The organism is Streptomyces sp. NPDC005017 (genome assembly GCF_042873115.1).
Lineage (GTDB): Bacteria > Actinomycetota > Actinomycetes > Streptomycetales > Streptomycetaceae > Streptomyces.
In genome coordinates, this window is the sequence record NZ_JBIALD010000003.1 from 138,652 (window position 1) to 153,241 (window position 14,590).

At 72.0% G+C, this 14,590-nt stretch carries 14 protein-coding genes; 9 read left to right on the forward strand and 5 right to left on the reverse strand.

Features of this window, described 5'->3' with window-relative positions:
- Nucleotides 1–24: 24 nt before the first annotated feature.
- From ACFYR0_RS05695 to ACFYR0_RS05715, 5 genes are all read left to right on the forward strand, one after another.
- Nucleotides 25–990, forward strand: a complete 966-nt coding sequence (locus ACFYR0_RS05695; RefSeq protein WP_389322228.1) for an NADPH:quinone oxidoreductase family protein — start codon at nucleotides 25–27, stop codon at nucleotides 988–990.
- Entirely contained in the window at nucleotides 987–2,168 is a 1,182-nt protein-coding gene (locus ACFYR0_RS05700; RefSeq protein WP_389322230.1) for an acyl-CoA dehydrogenase family protein, read from the forward strand. The genes ACFYR0_RS05695 and ACFYR0_RS05700 overlap by 4 nt, the downstream gene beginning before the upstream one ends.
- The gene (locus ACFYR0_RS05705; protein WP_389322233.1) at nucleotides 2,165–3,259 is read left to right on the forward strand and encodes an acyl-CoA dehydrogenase family protein; all 1,095 of its coding nucleotides are present in this window, start codon (nucleotides 2,165–2,167) and stop codon (nucleotides 3,257–3,259) included. Before ACFYR0_RS05700 ends, ACFYR0_RS05705 begins: the two co-directional genes overlap by 4 nt.
- Nucleotides 3,260–3,444: 185 nt before the next feature.
- Nucleotides 3,445–4,308, forward strand: a complete 864-nt coding sequence (locus tag ACFYR0_RS05710) for a phosphatidylinositol-specific phospholipase C/glycerophosphodiester phosphodiesterase family protein (protein WP_389322235.1) — start codon at nucleotides 3,445–3,447, stop codon at nucleotides 4,306–4,308.
- A 125-nt stretch (nucleotides 4,309–4,433) separates the two neighbouring features.
- The gene (locus ACFYR0_RS05715; protein ID WP_386379575.1) at nucleotides 4,434–4,628 is read left to right on the forward strand and encodes a hypothetical protein; all 195 of its coding nucleotides are present in this window, start codon (nucleotides 4,434–4,436) and stop codon (nucleotides 4,626–4,628) included.
- 45 nt (nucleotides 4,629–4,673) lie between these two features.
- Here the strand turns inward: ACFYR0_RS05715 and ACFYR0_RS05720 are convergent, their stop codons facing one another.
- Complete coding sequence (locus ACFYR0_RS05720; protein WP_389322238.1) at nucleotides 4,674–5,942, reverse strand: phosphodiester glycosidase family protein; 1,269 nt, start codon at nucleotides 5,940–5,942, stop codon at nucleotides 4,674–4,676.
- 414 nt (nucleotides 5,943–6,356) lie between these two features.
- On the opposite strand from ACFYR0_RS05720, the gene ACFYR0_RS05725 reads away from it, so the two are divergent.
- A complete protein-coding gene (locus tag ACFYR0_RS05725) occupies nucleotides 6,357–7,664 on the forward strand; it encodes a family 16 glycosylhydrolase (protein ID WP_389322240.1) in 1,308 nt (435 codons plus the stop codon).
- A gap of 118 nt (nucleotides 7,665–7,782) precedes the next feature.
- Here ACFYR0_RS05725 and ACFYR0_RS05730 read toward each other — a convergent pair whose 3' ends face one another.
- The gene (locus ACFYR0_RS05730; protein ID WP_389322242.1) at nucleotides 7,783–8,760 is read right to left on the reverse strand and encodes a UDP-glucuronic acid decarboxylase family protein; all 978 of its coding nucleotides are present in this window, start codon (nucleotides 8,758–8,760) and stop codon (nucleotides 7,783–7,785) included.
- A gap of 600 nt (nucleotides 8,761–9,360) precedes the next feature.
- Between ACFYR0_RS05730 and ACFYR0_RS05735 the strand changes: the two genes are divergently transcribed.
- Genes ACFYR0_RS05735 through ACFYR0_RS05745 form a run of 3 tightly spaced genes read left to right on the forward strand, consistent with a single transcriptional unit; the run spans nucleotide 9,361 to nucleotide 11,372 of the window.
- On the forward strand, nucleotides 9,361–10,416 hold the full coding sequence (locus ACFYR0_RS05735; protein WP_389322244.1) for a phosphotransferase family protein: 1,056 nt from the start codon (nucleotides 9,361–9,363) through the stop codon (nucleotides 10,414–10,416).
- A gap of 6 nt (nucleotides 10,417–10,422) precedes the next feature.
- On the forward strand, nucleotides 10,423–10,557 hold the full coding sequence (locus ACFYR0_RS05740) for a hypothetical protein (protein WP_389322246.1): 135 nt from the start codon (nucleotides 10,423–10,425) through the stop codon (nucleotides 10,555–10,557).
- Complete coding sequence (locus ACFYR0_RS05745) at nucleotides 10,554–11,372, forward strand: family 16 glycosylhydrolase (RefSeq protein ID WP_389322248.1); 819 nt, start codon at nucleotides 10,554–10,556, stop codon at nucleotides 11,370–11,372. The genes ACFYR0_RS05740 and ACFYR0_RS05745 overlap by 4 nt, the downstream gene beginning before the upstream one ends.
- Before the next feature lie 83 nt (nucleotides 11,373–11,455).
- Here the strand turns inward: ACFYR0_RS05745 and ACFYR0_RS05750 are convergent, their stop codons facing one another.
- The 3 genes from ACFYR0_RS05750 to ACFYR0_RS05760 are packed head-to-tail and all read right to left on the reverse strand — an operon-like array spanning nucleotide 11,456 to nucleotide 14,549.
- Nucleotides 11,456–12,271 (reverse strand): polysaccharide deacetylase family protein, encoded by an 816-nt coding sequence (locus tag ACFYR0_RS05750; protein ID WP_389322250.1) that lies wholly within the window; start codon nucleotides 12,269–12,271, stop codon nucleotides 11,456–11,458.
- Nucleotides 12,268–13,257 carry a glycosyltransferase family 2 protein gene (locus tag ACFYR0_RS05755; protein ID WP_389322252.1) on the reverse strand — a complete coding sequence of 330 codons (990 nt, stop codon included), beginning with the start codon at nucleotides 13,255–13,257 and terminating at the stop codon, nucleotides 12,268–12,270. Before ACFYR0_RS05755 ends, ACFYR0_RS05750 begins: the two co-directional genes overlap by 4 nt.
- Entirely contained in the window at nucleotides 13,254–14,549 is a 1,296-nt protein-coding gene (locus ACFYR0_RS05760) for a lipopolysaccharide biosynthesis protein (protein ID WP_389322254.1), read from the reverse strand. Before ACFYR0_RS05760 ends, ACFYR0_RS05755 begins: the two co-directional genes overlap by 4 nt.
- Between the last annotated feature and the right edge of the window lie 41 nt (nucleotides 14,550–14,590).

Sequence of the window (14,590 nt, forward strand, 5' to 3'; positions counted from 1 at the left end):
CGACACAGTCCGTGGAGGCCCCGAATGCAGGCATGGCAGGTGCACGAGAACGGCGAGCCGAGCGAGGTGATGCGGCTCGCGGACGTCGAGCGGCCCACGCCCGGGGACGGCCAGGTCCTGCTGAAGGTGCGCGCCGCGAACATCAACTTCCCCGATGTGCTGATGTGCCGCGGCCACTACCAGGTACGGCCGCCGCTGCCGTTCACGCCCGGCGTGGAGATCTGCGGCGAGACCGAGGACGGCCGCCGGGTGATCGCCAACCCGGCGCTGCCCCACGGCGGATTCGCCGAGTACGCCGTCGCGGACGCCGCCGCGCTGCTGCCCGCGCCGGACTCCCTGGACGACGCCGAGGCGGCCGCGATGCACATCGGCTACCAGACGGGCTGGTTCGGGCTGCACCGCCGGGCGGGCCTGGAGGCGGGCGAGACGCTGCTGGTGCACGCCGCCGCGGGCGGGGTCGGCAGCGCGGCCGTCCAGCTCGGCAAGGCGGCCGGCGCCACCGTCATCGGCGTGGTCGGCGGCGCCGACAAGGCCGCGGTCGCCCGGGAGCTGGGCTGTGACGTGGTGATCGACCGGCGCGCCGAGGACGTCGTCGCCGCGGTGAAGCAGGCCACGGGCGGCCGCGGCGCCGATGTGATCTACGACCCCGTGGGCGGCGAGGCCTACACCCAGTCGGCCAAGGTGGTCGCCTTCGAGGGCCGTATCGTCGTCGTCGGCTTCGCGAGCGGCACCATCCCCAGCCCCGCGCTCAACCACGCGCTGGTGAAGAACTACTCGGTCCTCGGCCTCCACTGGGGCCTGTACAACGTCAAGAACCCCAAGCTGGTCCTGCACTGTCACGAGCAGCTCACCGAGCTGGCCGCCCGCGGTGCGATCAAGCCCCTGATCAGCGAGCGGGTGCCGCTGGGCGAGGCCGCGGCCGCCGTCCAGCGCGTCGGTGACGGTGTCACCACCGGCCGCGTCGCCGTGACGACGGAGGCAGTGGCATGACCGACGCCGACGAACTGCGCCGCCTGACCCGGGAGTTCCTGGCCGCGCACCCGCCCGCGACCACCGACCGCACCGACTTCCTGCGCGCCCGCTTCGACGCCGGCCTCGCCTGGGTGCACTACCCGCAGGGTCTCGGCGGACTGGGCGCCCCGCGCACCCTCCAGGCCGTCGTGGACGCCGAGCTGGAGGCCGCCGAGGCGCCCGACAACGACCCCCGGCGGATCGGCATCGGCCTCGGCATGGCCGCGCCGACGATCCTCCGCTACGGCACCGAGGAGCAGAAGCGCCGCTTCCTGCGGCCCCTGTGGACCGGCGAGGAGGTGTGGTGCCAGCTGTTCAGCGAGCCCGGCGCCGGGTCCGACCTGGCCGCGCTCGGCACCCGGGCGGTCCGGGAGGGCGACGACTGGGTCGTCAACGGGCAGAAGGTGTGGACCTCCAGCGCCCATGTCGCCCGCTGGGCCATCCTCATCGCCCGCACCGACCCGGACGTGCCCAAGCACCGGGGCATCACCTACTTCCTGTGCGACATGACCGACCCCGGCGTCGAGGTGCGCCCGCTGCGGCAGATCACCGGTGAGGCCGAGTTCAACGAGGTGTTCCTCACCGACGTCCGCATCCCCGACTCCCGCCGCCTCGGCGAGACCGGAGACGGCTGGCGGGTCGCGCAGACCACGCTGAACAACGAGCGGGTCGCGATCGGCGGCATGCGGCTGCCGCGCGAGGGCGGCATGATCGGACCGGTCGCCCGCACCTGGCGCGAACGCCCCGGACTGCGCACCCACGACCTCCACCAGCGGCTGCTGAAGCACTGGGTCGACGCCGAGGTCGTCCGGCTCACCGGCGAACGCCTGCGCCAGCAGCTCGCGCTGGGCCAGCCCGGTCCCGAGGGCGCCGGCATGAAGCTCGCCTTCGCCCGCCTCAACCAGGAGATCAGCGGCCTGGAGGTGGAACTCCTCGGCGAGGAGGGCCTGCTGTACGACGACTGGACCATGCGGCGCCCGGAGCTGGTCGACTTCACCGGCCGCGAGGCCGGCTACCGCTATCTGCGCTCCAAGGGCAACAGCATCGAGGGCGGGACCAGCGAGGTCCTGCTCAACATCGTCGCCGAGCGCGTGCTGGGCCTGCCCGCCGAGCCGCGCACCGACAAGGACGTCGCCTGGAAGGACCTGACCCGGTGAACAAAGAGCCCGATCTGCTCTACTCGGAGGAGGAGGACGCGCTCCGCGCGGCCGTCCGGGACCTGCTCGCCGACCACTGCGACGCGCCCGGCGTCATCGCCCGCACCGAGTCCGACGCCCCGCACGACCTCCGCGCCTGGAAGGCGCTCACTGACGGCATGGGCCTGGCCGGCCTGCTGGTCCCCGAGGACCGGGGCGGCCAGGGCGCCACGCACCGCGAGGCCGCCGTGGTCCTGGAGGAGCTCGGCCGCGCGGTGGCTCCCGTGCCGTACCTGACCAGCGCCGTGGTCGCCACCGAGGCCCTGCTCGCCTGCGAGGCCGAGGGCGGTCTGCTCGCCGAGCTGGCGTCCGGCCGGCGCATCGGCGCGCTCGCCGTCGCGCTGAACGTCGCGCCCGAACGCGCCTACCAGGTCGTACGGTTCGAGGACGACGCACTGCACGGGGAGCTGACCGGCATCGCCGACGCGGCGGCCGCGGACGTGCTGCTGGTCCCCGCGGACGACGGCGGGCTGTACGCGGTGGAGACGGGCGCGGTCACCGTCACACCGCAGGTGTCGCTCGACCTCACCCGGCCGCTGGCCACCGTCACCCTGGACGGCGTCGCCGGGCGGCTGCTCGGCGACGCCGAACCCGCGGTGCGCCGCGCCCTGCGCGCCGGTGCCGGACTGCTGGCCTCCGAACAACTCGGCGTCGCCGAATGGGCGTTGACCGAGACCGTGCGGTACCTCAAGGAGCGCAAGCAGTTCAACCGGTCCGTCGGCGGCTTCCAGGCGCTCAAGCACCGGCTCGCCCAGCTGTGGCTGGACGTCGTCGGCCTGCGCGCCGCCGCCCGCAACGCGGCCGACGCCCTGGCGTACGGCCCCGACGACACGGAGACGGCCGTGGCGGTCGCCGTCGCCCAGGCGTACGCGGCGCCGGTCGCCGTGCGCGCCGCCGAGGAGGCCCTCCAACTGCACGGCGGCATCGGCATGACCTGGGAACACCCCGTCCACCTCTGCCTGAAGCGGGCCAAGGCCGACTCCATCGCCTACGGCACCGCGGGCGTCCACCGGGACGCGCTGGCCGAACTGGTCGACCTGCGCGCTCCCTGACGTCCGCCCGGCGACCACCGGGGAAAGCCCGCCCCACCCGGGGCGGGCTTTTCCGTGCGCTGCGCCGCGGCCGGTGAACGCATGACGGCGGTCCGGCCAACTCCTGCGCCACACGGCCTCTTTGAGGTGTGCACGCCCCATACTCGCTGGGGATTCACACCGGCACCCCCACAGGGAGGCAGCGCATGGCCCTCACCACCCGTCGCAGAGCCCTGACAGCCCTCGGCGCGGCCGTCGCGGGCACGATCGCCCTGCCCGGCGCCACCGCCCTCGCGAGCGAGCGGAACAAGCACCGCCCGTCCCCGCTGTGGCGGGCCCACGCGCACAACGACTACGAGCACCCCCGCCCCCTCCTCGACGCCCTCGACCACCGCTTCGGCAGCCTGGAGGCCGATATCTACCTGGTCGGCGACCAGCTCCTGGTCGCCCACGACCCGGAGGACCTCGACCCGGCCCGCACCCTGGAGTCCCTCTACCTCGACACGCTCGCCGCGCGTGTGAAGGCCAACCACGGCTCGGTGTACCGCGGTCACCGCCGACCGCTCCAGCTCCTGATCGACATCAAGACCGAGGGCGCCTCGACCTACCTGGAGCTCGACCGGCATCTGCGCCGCCACAAGCAGCTTTTCACCACCTTCGCCCACGGCCGCGTCCACCGCGGCCCGGTCACCGCGGTCATCTCCGGCGACCGCGCGGCCCGCGTGCCGATGGAGGCCCAGTCCGTGCGCCGTGCCTTCTACGACGGCCGGCTCACCGACCTCGGCTCCTCGGCGCCCGCCTCGTTCGTGCCGCTGATCAGCGACAACTGGACCCGCCTGTTCACCTGGCAGGGCGTCGGCCCTTTCCCCTCCGCCGAGCGTGAGCGGCTGCACGCCATCACCGCGGCCGCCCATGAGCGCGGCCAGACGGTTCGCTTCTGGGCCACCCCGGACGTGGCCGGCCCGGCCCGTGACGCCCTGTGGGCCGAACTCCTCGACGCCGGTGTCGACTTCCTCAACACCGACGACCTGGCGGGCCTGGAGGCCTTCCTGGACGCGCGTCGGGCCTGACCCTCACACGCAGACACCACACGTTCGGGGGACATGTCAGCCGCCCGGATGAACCCTCCGTTACGCCACACTTGCGGCCGAACGCCGTGAACCGGACGCGACCGGCGTGGCGGAGGAGGTTGACGATGGCCGTTTCCATCTCTGTGGTGCTGCTGCTGTTCATCCTGGCGGTGATCTTCCTGCGCAACGGGGGACTGAAGTTCTCCCACGCGCTGGTGTGCGCACTGCTCGGCTTCTACCTCGCCAGTACGGGCATGGCGCCCACCATCCACAGTGGTCTCACGGCCACCGCGGACATCGTCGGCAGCCTGCGGCCGTGAGGCCCGCGCGGTCTCCGGCCCTCCGGGGCCGAGGCCGCGCGGGCCTCACCCGGTCGTGAAGACCCCGATGCCGTTAGGGACGGCGCGCTCCGCGCCCCCGCTCGGATGGTTGAGCGCGGTGACGGCGCCGGAGCCCGGGTCGCGGGCGACCAGGGCCGAGGAGCCGCCGCCGTCCAGGTTGAACCCCTGCGCGGCACCCAGGTCCGCCAGCGTGGCGGCGAGTTCCGCGACGGTCAGCCCGGTGCGGTACTCGGGCGCGCCGTCCAGTGTGAGCAGGAGCAGCCTCCGCCCGCCCCGGGCGATGCCCACGGCCGTGCGCACGGCGGCGGTCCGGTTCTCCAGGCCGGGCAGCGGGCGGCCGTCCCGCAGCACCGGGTAGCCGCCGACGGCGAAGCGCAGGGGATCGGGGGAGACGGTGGTGCGCAGCCGGTGCCTGATGCGCACGCGCTCGCCGAGGGAGAACTCCCTCAACTGCCGCGCGCCCGCCTCCCGGCCGACCAGCACCGTCGTGCCCGCGGCGATGGGCCCGCCGCCCGGGGTGTCCGCGGTGGCCACGACCTGGCCGTCGCGGACCGTCACCTCGTAGGTGTCGGCGCTGCACGGCGCCGCCCGATCGGTGTCCGTGCCACAGGTGGCGCGCGCCCGGGAGGCGGAGCCCCAGCTCCCGGTGAACGCCCCGATGGAACCCACCGGCAGCGCGTACTGGTTGAGCCCGCCGAGCGGCAGCCGCGTCTCAGGGGTGCGCAGCGAGCCCTCGAACGTGAGCCGCTCGAGCCGCGCCCGGTGGTCGCGGCCCACCCCGACGACGTCCTCGGTGCTCGTGCCCGGCGGCAGCGCGGGGCCGAACCGCTGCCCGTTCGGCACCGCCGCCTTCAGCGTCCGGCCGTCCGCGACCGCCGGGCCGACGCTCGCGCCGGTGGCCTGGACGCCGGGGTGCTGGGTCTCGGTGATGTTGAAGAAGTCGCCGTTGACGCCCGCCACCGCGCCCCGGGCCGCGGCCATCCGCGAGACGGTGTCCCGCGCCGCGACCGCGCCGGGGTACAGCAGCCCCAGCCGCACCCGGAGCTCGGCGAGGTCGACGCGCAGCACATGGGCGTGCGCCGGGCCCTGGGCCCCCTGGAGGTCGTACTGCTCGTAGACGACACCCGGCGCGACGGGCACCGCGGGCGCGGTGACGGCCGGTGCGAAAGGTGACGCCCGGTCGACGGCGTCGGCCGGTGCCGCCCCGGTGAGGGCGGCACCGGCCGACGCGGTGAGTGCCGTGAAGAGGGCCAGTGCCGTTCTGCCCGCCCGTGCCCGGCCGAGTGCGCGCATGGCCGATCCTCCGCCCGAGATCCCTGAGCAACCGTCAAAACCACGGAAGTGCAGGGAGATTGCACCACAGACGGATGGCTGCGCCTCGACCACCTTGGAACGGGTAAGGAAACGTACTCCCTCCGGGGGTGCCGCCGGACCGGTGGGGCATCGGCGGTCGGTGCCCGGCCCGCGGCCGCGCTCACGCCGGATCCGCACATGTGAAAGAACTCACCGAACTGCCCCTGGTGTGTTTGTCGTCACCGGGTGCGGCACTTGCGCATCGAGTTCTCCTCGCGCAGAGTCCATGGCTATTCGGTCGGCCATTGCTCATCCGTCGAGAATGATCCAACTGTCGCAAGGGGGGCGAAAGGTCATGCGTACATGCCAAAGAAGTCCACGAACGACATCCGGCGACATCGCCGCCCTCGCGCTGTGCGAACGAAGCTGGGCGCTCTGGCGCTCGCCACTGCCGCACTCGCCGTAGGCGTCCACACACAGCCGGACCGGGCACAGGCCGCAAGCGAAAACGTCGTGGTCGATTCCCTGTCCGTGTCGGCGGCCCCCGGCGGGCAACTCAAAGCCACTGCCACGGTCCACAGCGCCAAAACCGTCAAAGTGCAGGCACTGACCGTCGCCGTGCGATCCGCGCAGAACAGAAACTATGACTTTCCCGGGGCCACCGCGACCACTCTCGGAACCCGGCCCACCACATATGCCTCGGGCTCCCGCGTATTCCCGGCCGGCACCTATGACTATTTCGTCGCGTACAAGCTTCGCGGCAACTGGCACCGTCTCTCCCCGGTGAAATCCTTCACCTCCGGCACCCCCTCCGCCCCCACGCCGACGGCGACCCCGACGTCGCCCGCCTCCACTCCCACGCCGACAGCGGCGCCGACGTCGCCCGCCTCCACCCCCACACCGACAGCGGCGCCGACGTCGCCGGCCTCGACCTCCACGGGCACGCCCACGCAGACCGCGTCCCCCACGCCCACCCCCACGCCGACCCCGACATCGACTTCCGGCACCACGCCCTCCGCGCCCACGACCGGCGCCATGCCCGTCGGTATCGCCGGCACGTGGCGCCAGGTGTTCAGCGACGAATTCAACGGCACCTCTCTCGACGGTTCCAAGTGGCACCCGAACTGGTTCGGTTGTTCCACGTGTGTCACCAAGCCGATCAACTCGGCCGAAGGTTCCGCCTATTCCCCGTCGCAGGTCTCCGTCAGCGACGGATCCCTCCGCCTCAAGCTGATCGAGAAGCCGACCACCGTCGACGGCAAGACGTATCCCTATCTTTCCGGAATGGTGAACAGCAACGGAAAGGCCCAGTTCACCTACGGCGCTTTCGAAGCCCGCATCTACACACCCTCGATCGGGACGAAGATGGCCAACTGGCCCTCTTTCTGGACCGACGGGCAGAACTGGCCCGAGGACGGGGAGATGGACATCCTGGAAGGCCTGGGCGGCTCCGCCTGTTATCACTTCCATTCCACGGCGGGCGGTCCGGGAGGCTGTGCTCCGGGCACCTACTCCGGCGGCTGGCACACGTTCGGCGCCGAATGGGAGCAGGGCTCCGTCACGTACTACTACGACGGCAAGCAGGTCGGCCGGATCACCACCGGGATCACCTCTGCCCCGATGTATCTGATCCTCAACAACGGGATCAACCCCAGTCACAGCGGGACCAACGCTGCCCCCGCCGACATGGTGGTCGACTATGTGAGGGTCTGGCAGCACTGACCGACCCGACCCACGCGCCCTGGGCGCCCGCCTCCTGCGGCGGGCGCCCAGGGCGCGTCGGCCCCGGAGCGCCGGTCCCCCGGGCGGCGGCGCGGTGTCCGGGGCGAGTCGCCGTACGTCAGGACGGCCCGGCCGCGGCGGCCCGCACCGGCGCTCGCGCGAGGGCCGGCGACTCCGCCATGAACCAGTCGACGGTGCGCCGCAGTCCCTCTTCCAGTGGCACCCGCGGCTCCCAGCCGAGCCCCTCGCGGGCCCGGGTGATGACAGGGCGCCGGCGGACGGGGTCGTCTACAGGCAGGGGGAGATGGCGCAGCTCACTGCCGGATCCGGTGATCCCCGTCACCAGTTCCGCCAGTTCCCGCACCGTGCGCTCCTCCGGATTGCCCAGATTGAAGGGGCCCGGCTCGGCGGAGTCGACCATGGCCACCAGGCCGCGGACCAGGTCGTCGACGTAGCAGAAACTCCGCGTCTGGCTGCCGTCGCCGAATATCGTCAGCGGCTCACCCCGGAGCGCCTGCCTGATGAAGCTGGAGATCACCCGGCCGTCGTGCGGACGCATATGAGGGCCATATGTGTTGAATATCCGGACGATACCGGTATCGACCCCCCGGCTGCGTCGGTACGCCATGGTGAGGGCCTCCGCGAAACGCTTGGCCTCGTCGTAGACGCTTCGAGGGCCGATGGGGTTGACGTGTCCCCAGTAGTCCTCGGTCTGCGGATGCACCGCGGGATCCCCGTAGACCTCGCTCGTGGACGCGAGGACGAAACGCGCTCCGTGGCTCTCGGCCAGCCGCAGCATGTTCTCCGTGCCCCGGCTGCCGACCGCCAGCGTCTCGAGCGGATGGTGGTGGTAGTCGGCGGGTGACGCGGGCGACGCGAGGTGCACGACGGCGTCGACCCTCCCGGAGACGTGGAAACCCTCCGTCACGTCGCAGGGGGAGCACCGGAAGCCCGGCCGGGGCAGCAGACGGGCGACGTTCGCCTTTCGGCCCGAGGAGAAGTTGTCCAGACAGTGGACGCTGTCATTCCTGCGCAGCAGTTCCTCGCACAGGTGCGACCCCAGAAAGCCGCCGCCACCGGACACCACCACACGCATGTGATCCTCCTGCCGCTCGGCCGGGTCGCCCTGTGCGCCGGGCGACGTGCCACGACCGGGTAGACCTGTAAATTTACGACGTATATGTACATCTTCCCCCTTTGGCTCGTCGAGGTCAACGCACAAAAGGGGTGTAGGGGAAGGAAAGCCTGCGAACCCTACGGGCCCGGCAGCTCGCGACGTGGCCGGGCGGGATCGCCTCGGCCGCAGCAGGCGGCGCGCCGGGCGCCGCGGTCGTGGTGCCGCTGAGGCCGGAGTGCGGAGCCGGCTGACCGGCGCCAGGTTCTCGAGCGCCAGTGGGCAACCGAGTTCGCGGCCCGAGTCGACGAGTTCGTCACGGCTCCGCGGCGGCGCCGCCATGCCCCGGGTGCCGACCGTGCGCCCCGCGCCCAGACTGCAGTGGGTAGTTGCCCATCCCGGCGAGGAGTACGGGTACTTCCTTGTCCGGCGAGAGGGTCACCCGCCCCTCTCCGGGAAGCTCCTCCCGAAAGGCACTAGCATGGATGAAAGCTTCAGGTCGTCCCAGTAGGGGCGTATCGCCCATATCCCCTATCCCCGGCAAGCGCGGGTCGTGCCGTCGACGGCCCGACAAGGTCTGGTATGAAGACACCCGCCACGATGTCCTCGCTCTCCGGTTTGCTGCCGCTGTACTTCCCTCGCGCGCTGGCCGGACTGGACGACCGCCTCCGGGCCCACTGGCTCGTACGCGGCGCCGGTCCCAGGGACATCACCGTGGTCCGGCGCCCCTCACTGCCCAAGGCGGGCCTGCTGGTGTTCGAGCTGCGGCGCGGCGCGGGCAGCCTGGTGGTCAAACACCCCAGGAACGAGGCCGGGGTCGCCGTCACGGCGCGGGAGTGGGAGGTCCTCAAGGAACTCGACGCGGACAGCCGGCTCGCCCCCTGGCGTGATCTTCTGCCGCGTGTCGTCGGCTCACGCGGGCCCGAGGGGACCGTCGCCCAGACCAGGCTCCCGGGTGTCCCGGCGGAGCGGCTGATCCTGGACAGCCCTGACGATCCGTACGCCGTCGTGGCTCCCGCCATGAAACTCCTGGCGGATCTGCGGGCCGCAACCGGGCGTCGCCGCAAGGCCGCCGACAGGGCGCCCGCCTGGTGCGAGGCGCAGCTCAGGGCCCTCTCCGCCGGAATCCCCCGCTACCGGTCCGGCCGGCGGGCGGCCGAGTTCGAGGCCCTGCGCCGCCGGCTGGACGCCGCCCTGGCCGGAGCCGAGCTGACCGAGGGCTGGACCCACGGCGACTACCACGCCGGCAACGTGCTGCTCGGCGGCGTCCCCCTCCGGGTCACCGGTGTCTTCGACTGGAGCAGCGGCCGCGCCGACGGGCCGTGCGAGATCGACGCGTACACCTTCGTCCTGGCCCTGCGCAGTACCCTCACCGGCCGCCCGCTCGGCGGCCTGGTCGCCGAGACGCTGAGCGCGGGCCGGGTAGCGGACGCCGACCGCGCGCTGCTCGCGCCGACCGGGCTGGACCCGGATCACGGCGTCGCCGATCCGGTGGCGATCCCCCTGCTGAGCTGGCTGTGGCACGTGACGAACAACGTCTGCAAATCCCCGAGGTTCGGCCACAGCTACGGGTGGCTGGCGCACACGGTCGCACCCGTGCTCGACGAATGCGCCCGTTGGGCCGGTGCGCGGCCGTGAGCCTCCGTGCCCGGGCTGCACTCCACCGGACTGGCCGCCGCGCCCACCTTCGGTCCCGTCCTGCGGTTCGTCACCGGCACCGGATTCGCCGCGCGCCGGGCGGCCGTCTCCGTCGCCGCGAGGAACCGCACCGGTCCATGACGACACGGGGCGCGGTGATCGGTGTGCTCATGCTGTTGCTGGCGGCATGCGGCGCCGGCGGTGCCACACCCGAGAACACGGCGTCCCGGCCCGGGGAGACCGCCGAGTGGCGCCTGGTGCTCCGGGACGAGTTCGACGGCTCACGGCTCGACACGGGCCGCTGGGCCACCTGCTACGACTGGAACGAGGACGGCTGCACCATCGCCTCGAACAACGAACTGGAGTGGTACCAGCCCGGTCAGGTGGCCGTCGGCGGCGGGAAGCTGACCCTCACCGCCCAGCGCCGGGACGTCCGGGCCAGTGACGGCAAGGTCTACCCCTGGGTGTCCGGCATGATCTCCACCGGCCGGGACGACTGGTACGCCGAGCCACGGCACACCTTCACCTACGGCTACTTCGAGGCGGCGATCCGCATCCCGCCGCAGGGCGGGATGGCACCGGAGTTCTGGATGATGCCCGCGAGCCGCTACACGCCGCCCGAGATCGACATCATGGAGTTCCTCGGCAACACCCGCAGGGTGTCGATGTTCGTGCACTGGCTGAACGACGAGGGCGAGGAGAGGAAGCAACGGGGGACCTACACCGCGGACGGCTTTCCCGACGGCTACCACGTCTTCGCGCTGCTCTGGGAGAAGGACAAGCTCGTCTGGCTCGTGGACGGCGTCGAACGGTTCCGGGTGACGGAGCCCGAGCGCATCCCGCACGTGCCGATGGAGGTCATCATCAACCTGGCCGTCGGCCTTCCGTACACCCCGCACCCGGACACCGACCTGGCGCGCATGTACGTGGACTGGGTCCGGGTCTGGCAGCGTTGACGTGCCGTCGGCGCATCCGGGTCCGGGGGCGTTGAGGTGAAGTGCCGTCGGCGCACTCCGTGTCCGCGGCGCCCGGCCGCGGGTCAGGCGGGCAGCGCCCGGTACGGCCGCCCGGTCACCGCTTTCGCCCGGCGGTAGACCCGCCAGCCCCTGGTCATCAGCCCCTCGGAGAACGGCGCCACAGGGGCCCCCTCACCGCTGGTCCAGCGCGCGAAGCGGTCCCGGCCGGTGTCGGCCCGGACCATGAGCCGGGCGAACCGCATCGGGTCGTCCTGGTCCGAACTGAACGCCGAGGCCGCCCGGATGGCGGCGGCCGAGGTCCAGCCCGCCTCCCGCACCAGTGTGCGCACGGTACGGCTGGAGTAGCCGTGCGGGTAGGCGAAGGAGTCGACGCGGTGCCCGAGTTCGTCCTCGATCCGCCGTTTGCAGCCGGCCACCTCCTCCCGCGCCGACCTCCGGGACAAGGTGTCCAGTTGCGGATGGGTCGTGGTGTGACCGCCGATCTCGACCCCGGCCGCGTCCAGTTCCTTGACCTGGTCCCAGCTGAGCGTCGCCACCGACGGGAACGGCGAGTGGCCCGACGTCCGTCCGGCGTCGCGCAGGGCGCCCGTGGTCACGTACAGGGTGGAGGGAAGTCCCCGTGCGGCGAGCAGTGGAGCCACCGTGGAGGCGAAGTCCGCGTATCCGTCGTCGAAGGTCAGCACCGCGGACCGCGGTGGCACCGCGGGACCGCCGAGCAGCGCGGCGACCAGCTGCCGCAACGGGATCACCCGCAGTCCGCTGTCGGCGATCATGTCCAGTTGCTCCACGAACGTGCGCGGAGCGACGGTGAACCGCGCCAGCCACGACGGTGAGCGGTCCGACACCGCGTGATAGAGGAAGACGGGTACGACGCTCATGACCGTGCCGCCGTCCTCGGCCGCGCCGCACCCCGCCGGGAACCCAGCGGCCTGACCGACCCGACCAGGTAGCCGGTGACGGTCGCGCACACACCCCCGGACAGCGCCCCGATCCTGCGCAGCGCGCCGGGGCGTCCGATCCGGGTGACGTCGCGGGCGAGGGCCCGCGAGATGGTCGACCGTACGTACACGCGCTCGTTCGCCAGTGCCGGGCCGCTGCCGCAGCGCCGCGCCACCAGGGCCTTGGAAAGCCCTTCGACGTAGCAGCGGTTGCGGAAGTAGGCCCAGCTGGTGCGGGACTTCGGGACCCGGTGCCGTATCTCGGCGGCCGGCTCGTACAGCAGGACGGCCTCCGGGTCGCGGGCGGCGATCCGCAGGCACAGGTCCGTCTCGTCGCAGCTCGCCACCGGCCGGCTGCCCACGCGTCCGAAGGCGTCGAAGAAGCCGCCGACGGCGAGCAGTTCGCTTCTGCGGAAGGACATGTTGGCGCCGATGAAGTTGCGGACGCGGGCGGCGCTCCGGGGCTGGCCCCGGTAGGAGCAGCCGACCACCCAGTCGAACTCCGGCGGGAACCACACCGGCCGTCCGGTCAGCCACCACGGCCGGACGAATCCGCCGACGCCCACCACCCGGGGGTCGCGGTAGGGCGTCAGCAGGCGGTCCGTCCATCCCGGTCCCGCTGTGGCGTCGTCGTCGAGGAAGGCCACCACGTCGGCACGCGACACCGACACTCCGGTGTTGCGGCCGCCCGACAGACCTCGGCGCCGCTGGTTGGCCACCACACGGACGCCCGTCAGCTCCCGCTCGGCGCGCTCCAGGAGGGCCTGGTTGTGGTCGATCACCAGCACGACCTCGTCGGCGGGCGGGTCCTGGGCCAGCACCGACGCGATCGCGGCCCGCATGTCGTCCCAGCGGTCGAGGGTGTAGGCGCAGATGACGACCGCCAGGGTGGGGACGGTGCGTTCGGTGGAGGGTGCGCTGTTCATGATGAGCCTTCGGTGACGGGGACGAGCCAACGGGACCGGGACACGACCAGGAAGCCGGCGATCACACACTGGGTGACGAGCCAGGCGATGCCCGCGCCCACGAGGCCGACCGTCGACAGCAGCAGATGCGTGAGCCCGAGCACCAGGACGCACATCGCGGCCTGCAGCCACACCGCCCAGCGCAGCCGTCGCTGCGCCCGGGCCACGTCGATGGCCACGCTCAGCAGCAGGTTCGGCAGCGCGGACAGGGCCAGCAGCCGCAGCAGCGTGCTCCCTTCGGCGGCGTACGAGGCACCGAAGATCGACAGGATCTGCGGTGCGGCCGCGACCACGACGACGGTGACACCGCCCAGCAGCAGACCCGAGTGGCGCAGGACGCGCAGGGAGTGCTCCACGAGTCGTTCGGGCCCGCGCACGGATTCCGCGAGCAGCGACGTTCCCATGTTGCGGGCGATCAGGTAGGGCACGTAGGCGACACCCCAGGCGACCGAGTAGAAGGCGCTCTGCTCGGCACCACAGTTGTTCAGCACGATCAGCGGGACCACGGTGTATCCGGCGACCCGGAACAAGGAGCCGACGTAGTCGGCCGCGGCGTACCCGAACATGCGGGGCGGTGGCGGCGCGGTCTTCGTCTCCCGCTCGTGCCGGGGAATGCCCCGGCCCAACAGGACAGAGTTGGCCACGATCAGCGAGACCACGAGAGCTCCCGCCCACGACAGGAGTATCCCGGAGAAGAGGCCCAGGGCCGCGCCGAGGCCGAGCAGCAGGATCTTCACCAGGGCGAAGATCAGGTTCTCCCCCACGACCCAGCCCGGCATACGGACCGCGGTGAGGGCGCCGTCCTGCAGGACGAAGACGGCGTAACCGGCGGTCGCCACCACGAAACAGGTCGCGGTGACCGGTGTCAGCAGGAAGCCGAGCCTCGGTGAGATCAACGGAATCAACGCGAGGAACAGCAGGGCCACCATCACGCTGAAAGCCGTGCTTGCCGCGTAGCAGGTGAGGACCAGACGGCGGCTGCGGCGGCCGGCGGTCGGCACGAACCGCACCAGGAAGTCGTTCAGGTTGAGCTGTCCTATGCCGGTGAGTAGGAGGGATGCGGAGAGTGCCGAGTAGCTCAGGCCCACGGTCCGCTCGTCGTACCAGTGCGTCGCGAGAGTCCAGAAGAAGAAGCCGAGACCGGCGTTGACGAGGGAACTGACCGCGAGGACGTGTCCCGTGCGCAGGAGGGGCTCGCCCGGGAGCGCGGCGGCGACACCCGCGCGCAGCATGCCCAGGGGGCTTCGTCGCATACCGGCGCCCCTTGCCGCTGAGTCGGTGACCCCGCTGGTGT